The following is a 5,012-nucleotide window of genomic DNA, read 5'->3' as shown; positions in this document are numbered from 1 at the left end:
CGCTCCACCGCGTGGTACTCGGGCGCCGACGCCACCCCACCCGTGCTGATCGGCGCACCCGAGCACCCGCTGCGCGGCCCGGTCGCCGAGGTGCTGGCCGGGGTGCGCGCCGGGCAGGAGGCCGGGCTCGCCCGGGCGGGTCGACCGGGCGAGCACCGACGTGGATCGGTCAGGCGGAGACCGAGGCGGACCGGGCGGCGCCGGGCGCGGGGGTGGTGGTGATGCGCTGGTAAAGGGTGGTGCGTTGGTGGGCCGGCCGGCCTTCGGCGGCGGCGAGGGCGCGGAGGCCCTGCGCGTCGAGCCCTTGGCCGTGGGTGGCGCCGGCGGCGCGGGAGATGTTCTCCTCCATCAGGGTGCCGCCGAGGTCGTTGACGCCGGCGCGCAGCAGTTGCCGGGCGCCGATCGGGCCTTGCTTGACCCAGGACGCCTGGATGTTGTCGATCGTCCCGGCGTAGACGATGCGGCCGATGGCGTGCATCAGGACCGCTTCGCGCCAGGTCGGTCCCCGGCGGGCGCCGCGTTTGAGGTAAACCGGGGCGGCCATGTGCACGAACGGCAGGGGCACGAACTCGGTGAACCCGCCGGTGCGGCGCTGCAGCGCCCGGGTCCGCAGCAGGTGCCGGGCCCAATGGTGGGGCCGTTCGACCGATCCGAACATGATCGTGACATTGCTGCGCAGCCCGACCGAGTGCGCGGCCTCGTGCACCTCCAACCACTCGTCGGTGGTGATCTTGTCCGGGCAGATCACCACCCGGATGTCGTCGTCCAGGATCTCCGCGGCGGTTCCGGGCAGCGTCTTGAGGCCGGCGGCCTGCAGCCGCCGCAGGTAGTCGACCAGGGGTTCGCCCAGCCGTTTGGCGCCCTCGTGGACCTCCAGCGCGGTGAACCCGTGGATGTGCAGGTCGGGCACGGCCTCGTGGACCGCCTTGGCGACGTCGACGTAGAAGTTGCCGTCGAAGTGCGGGTGGATGCCGCCCTGCAGGCACACCTCGGTCGCGCCCAGCTCCACCGCTTCCCGGGACCGCTGCGCGATGTCGTCCAACGACAGCAGGTACGGCTTGCCCCGAAGGTTGAGCGACAACGGGCCCTTGGAGAACCCGCAGAACGTGCACCGGAACGTGCAGACGTTGGTGTAGTTGATGTTCCGGTTCACCACGTAGGTCACGTCGTCGCCGACCAGTTCCCGGCGCAACTCGTCGGCCAGCTCGGCGACCGCCGGCACCTCCGGACCCCGCGCCGCGAACAGGGTGACGATCTCGTCCTCGCCCAGTTCCTGGCCGGCCCGGGCCCCGTCGAGCACCTCCGCCACCGCGCCGCGGGCGAACGCCCGGCCGGGAATCAGCACCGGCGGGGCCACGTCCGCACCGGAGTACCAGGCCGTCGACCGCCGCCCGATCTGGATCACCTCGGCGCCGGTCCCGACGTTGGCCGCGGCGCCGTGCTTCTCCGGCCACACCGCACCGGGGTCGTCCCGGCACAACCCGTGCGCATCCGATCGGTCCAGCACCGGGAACCGGGTCGCCGGGTCCAACCACCGCTCCGGGTCCAGCGCGAACTCCGGGTACACCGTCAACCGCGGCGCGAGCGTGTGCCCGGCCGCCTCGGTCGCCGCCCGCAGCACCGTCAGCGCCGGCCAGGGCCGCTCGGGATTGACGTGGTCCGCCGTCACCGGCGACACCCCGCCCCAGTCGTCGATACCGGCGCCCAGCAGATCACCCAGCTGTTCGGTATCGGTCAGGTTCGGCGGCGCCTGCAGATGCACCGACAGCGGCAGGATCAGCCGGGCCAACGCGATCGCCCGCAGATGGTCCTCGGGCGGGCAGGCGGGCGCGTCGCGCATCGCGGTGCCCGGCTTGGGCAGGAAGTTCTGCACGATCACCTCCTGCACGTGCCCGAACTCCCGATGGGCCGCCGCGATCGCCAGCAACGCCTCGATCCGGTCCGCCTCGGTCTCGCCGATGCCCACCAGGATGCCGGTGGTGAACGGGATCGCCAGCTCTCCGGCCGCGCGCAGGGTGGCCAACCGCCGCTCCGGCGTCTTGTCCGGTGCGCCCCGGTGCGCGAGCAGGTCGGGCCGCAACGACTCGATCATCATCCCCTGGCTCGGCGCGACCGACCGCAACCGCGCCAGCTCGTCCCGATCGATCGCCCCCGCGTTCGCGTGCGGCAACAACCCCGTCTCGGTCAGCACCCGGCCCGCGCTGGCCACCAGATACTCGATCGTCGAGGAATACCCGTGCTCGTCCAGCCAGGCCCGCGCCTCCGGATACCGCCGCTCCGGCCCCTCACCCAGCGTGAACAACGCCTCCGCACACCCGTGCGTGGCGCCCTGCCCGGCCACCTGATCCACCTCGACCGGCGTCAGGTACGCCTGTGGCAGATGACGGGGGGCCGTCGCGAACGTGCAATACCCGCACCGGTCCGCGCACAACTTGGTCAACGGAACGAACACCTTCGGCGAGAACGTCACCCGCGACCCGAACACCCCGTCCCGCACCTCCGCGGCCGCCGCCGTCAAGACGGTCGTGGGCAGGCCGGCCAGCGATCGCGCCGCCGCGCCGGACACGGGCGCGGCACCGATCGAGCCGATCGAAGCGATCCGAATGGTCACCGGCGGTCCTCACTTTCGACTGCTCTCGGGTTCCCCCATCGACACGGTACGGTCCCGGTCCGCGGCGCCGACCGCTGGGCGGTGACCGGGCCCGGGCCCGGGGCGGCGGGACCTTCGCCCCTGGGCCGGCCGGGCCACGCTCCGTTGACTGGAACCGGACCCGCGCCGGCCGGGCGGTCCCGCGCGCGGGCCGGGGCGACACCCGCTCGCCGGCCGGCCCCGCGCCCCGTGGCGCGGGACGCGGGCGACCCACCCGCGCGGAAGGAGTCGGTGATGACCTGGTGGCGCCACCACGGCGAACTGGTCCTGTTCGTCGCCTCGACCACGCTGCTGGTCGTGGGCCTGGCCGGCCGGCTGGTGGGGATGGACACGGCCGCGGAGGTCGCCTGGGTGACCGGAGCCGCGCTGGGCCTGGTCGTCGCGGTGGGCCAGCTGGCCGCCGCGGTCCGGCAGGGCCGGTTCAGCGTCGACGTCATCGCCGTGCTCGCCCTGGCCGGCGCGCTGCTGGTCGGCGAGCCGTTCGCCGGCGCCATGATCACGGTCATGCTGGCCAGCGGGCAGCTGCTGGAGGCCCGGGCGGACGCCCGGGCCCGGCGCGAGCTGAGCCTGCTCGTCGGTCGGGCCCCGCGGACCGCCCGCCGGGCGGTGGCCGGCGGGTTCGAGGTGGTCCCGGTGGACGCGGTGACGGTCGGCGAGCAGCTGCTGGTGGGGCCGGGCGAGATCGTCCCGGTCGACGGCCGGCTGCTCACCGCCGGGGTGTTCGACGAGTCCGCGTTGACCGGGGAGCCGCTCCCGGTCGAGCGCATCGCCGGCGACGACGTGCGCAGCGGCGTGGTCAACGCCGGGCCGCCGACCCGGCTGCGCACCACCGCCGCGGCGGCGGATTCGACCTACGCCGGCGTCGTGCGGCTGGTCGAGCAGGCGCAGGCGTCGTCCGCGCCGTTCGTCCGCGTCGCGGACCGCTTCGCGATCGTCTTCGTCCCGCTGACCCTGCTCGTGGCCGGGCTGGCCTGGCTGGTCTCCGGTGACCCGGTGCTGGCGGTCGCCGTCCTGGTGGTGGCGACGCCGTGCCCGCTGCTGCTGGCGGCGCCGATCGCGTTCATGTCGGGCCTGTCCCGGGCCGCGGCCCAGGGCGTGATCATCAAGGGCGGCGGCGCCCTGGAGCGGCTGGCCCGGGGCCGGGTGCTGCTGTTCGACAAGACCGGCACGCTGACCCGCGGCCGGCCCCAGGTGACCGACGTGGTCACGGCGGGCGGCCGCTGGGACGCGGACGACATCCTGCGGACGGCCGCGTCCCTGGACCAGGTCTCGGCCCACGTCCTGGCGTCGGCGATCGTCACCGCCGGCACCCGGCGCGGGTTGCCGCTGGTCACCCCCGACGACGTGGTGGAGGAGCCCGGCTACGGCGTCCGCGGGCGGGTGGACGGCCGTCCGGTCCGGCTCGGCAAGGCGGCCTGGGTGGTCGGCGGGACGCCGCCGGCCTGGGCCCGCCAGCTCCGCCGGCGCGCCGACCTCGACGGCTCACTGACGGTCTTCGTGGCGATCGACGGCGAGCCCGCCGGCGCCCTCGTGCTGCAGGACGAGCTGCGCCCGGACGCCCCGCGGATGCTCCGGCAGCTGCGGCGCGCGGGGATCGGGCGCACCGTGCTGATCACCGGCGACCGCGCCGACGTGGCCGACGCCGTCGGCCGGATCGTCGGGGTGGATGCCGTTCTGGCCGATCGGGATCCGGCCGGCAAGCTCGCCGTGGTCGAGCAGGAGTCGGCCCGGACGCCCACGATCATGGTCGGCGACGGCATCAACGACGCGCCTGCGCTCGCGGCCGCCGGTGTCGGGGTCGCCCTGGCGGTGCGGGGCGCGTCCGCCTCCTCGGAGGCGGCCGACGTGGTGCTCACCGTCGATCGGATCGGCGTGCTGGCCGAGGCGATCGGTATCGCCCGCCGCAGCCGGCGCATCGCGCTGGCCGCGGTGCTGGTGGGCATGGGCCTGTCCCTGGTCGCGATGGTCGTCGCCGCCGTCGGCCTGCTCCCGCCGGCCGCCGGGGCCGTCGCGCAGGAGATCATCGATCTGCTGGCCATCGGCATCGCTCTGCTGGCCGTGCTGCCGGGCCGACCGGTCACCCCGCCCCTGCCGCCCGCGGATGTCGCGACCGCGGTCGCGCTGCGGGCCGAGCACGACGCGGCCAAACCCGTCGTCGAACGGATCCGGGCGGTCGCCGACGCGCTGTCGACCCACCGGCCGGACCTGCGCCCGGTGCGCGGCCTGCTCGACCGGCTGGAGTCCGACGTGATCCCGCACGAGCGGGCCGACGAGCGGCTCCTGGTGCCGCTGATGGACCGCGCGCTGGGCGCCGACGCGGGCGCCGCCATCAGCCGGACCCACGCCGAGATCGAGCATCAGG

The 5,012-nt window shown here is 75.0% G+C and carries 3 protein-coding genes; 2 read left to right on the top strand and 1 reads right to left on the bottom strand.

Translation table 11 applies throughout. From position 1 onward, the window contains the following. A partial coding sequence (locus ACOJUF_RS17815) for a hypothetical protein (RefSeq protein ID WP_420123160.1) occupies positions 1-222 on the top strand: 222 nt, incomplete at its 5' end. Here ACOJUF_RS17815 and ACOJUF_RS17810 read toward each other — a convergent pair. Then, complete coding sequence (locus tag ACOJUF_RS17810; protein WP_420123159.1) at positions 170-2,611, bottom strand: bifunctional FO biosynthesis protein CofGH; 2,442 nt, start codon at positions 2,609-2,611, stop codon at positions 170-172. The genes ACOJUF_RS17815 and ACOJUF_RS17810 overlap by 53 nt on opposite strands. Before the next feature lie 273 nt (positions 2,612-2,884). Between ACOJUF_RS17810 and ACOJUF_RS17805 the strand changes: the two genes are divergently transcribed. After that, positions 2,885-5,012 (top strand): heavy metal translocating P-type ATPase (locus tag ACOJUF_RS17805; protein WP_420123158.1); only part of this gene is annotated, 2,128 nt, incomplete at its 3' end.

It is taken from the genome of Nakamurella sp. (genome assembly GCF_048594475.1).
Lineage (GTDB): Bacteria > Actinomycetota > Actinomycetes > Mycobacteriales > Nakamurellaceae > Nakamurella.
Note: the sequence above shows the minus strand (reverse complement) of the source record. Positions and strands in the feature narration are given on the sequence as shown.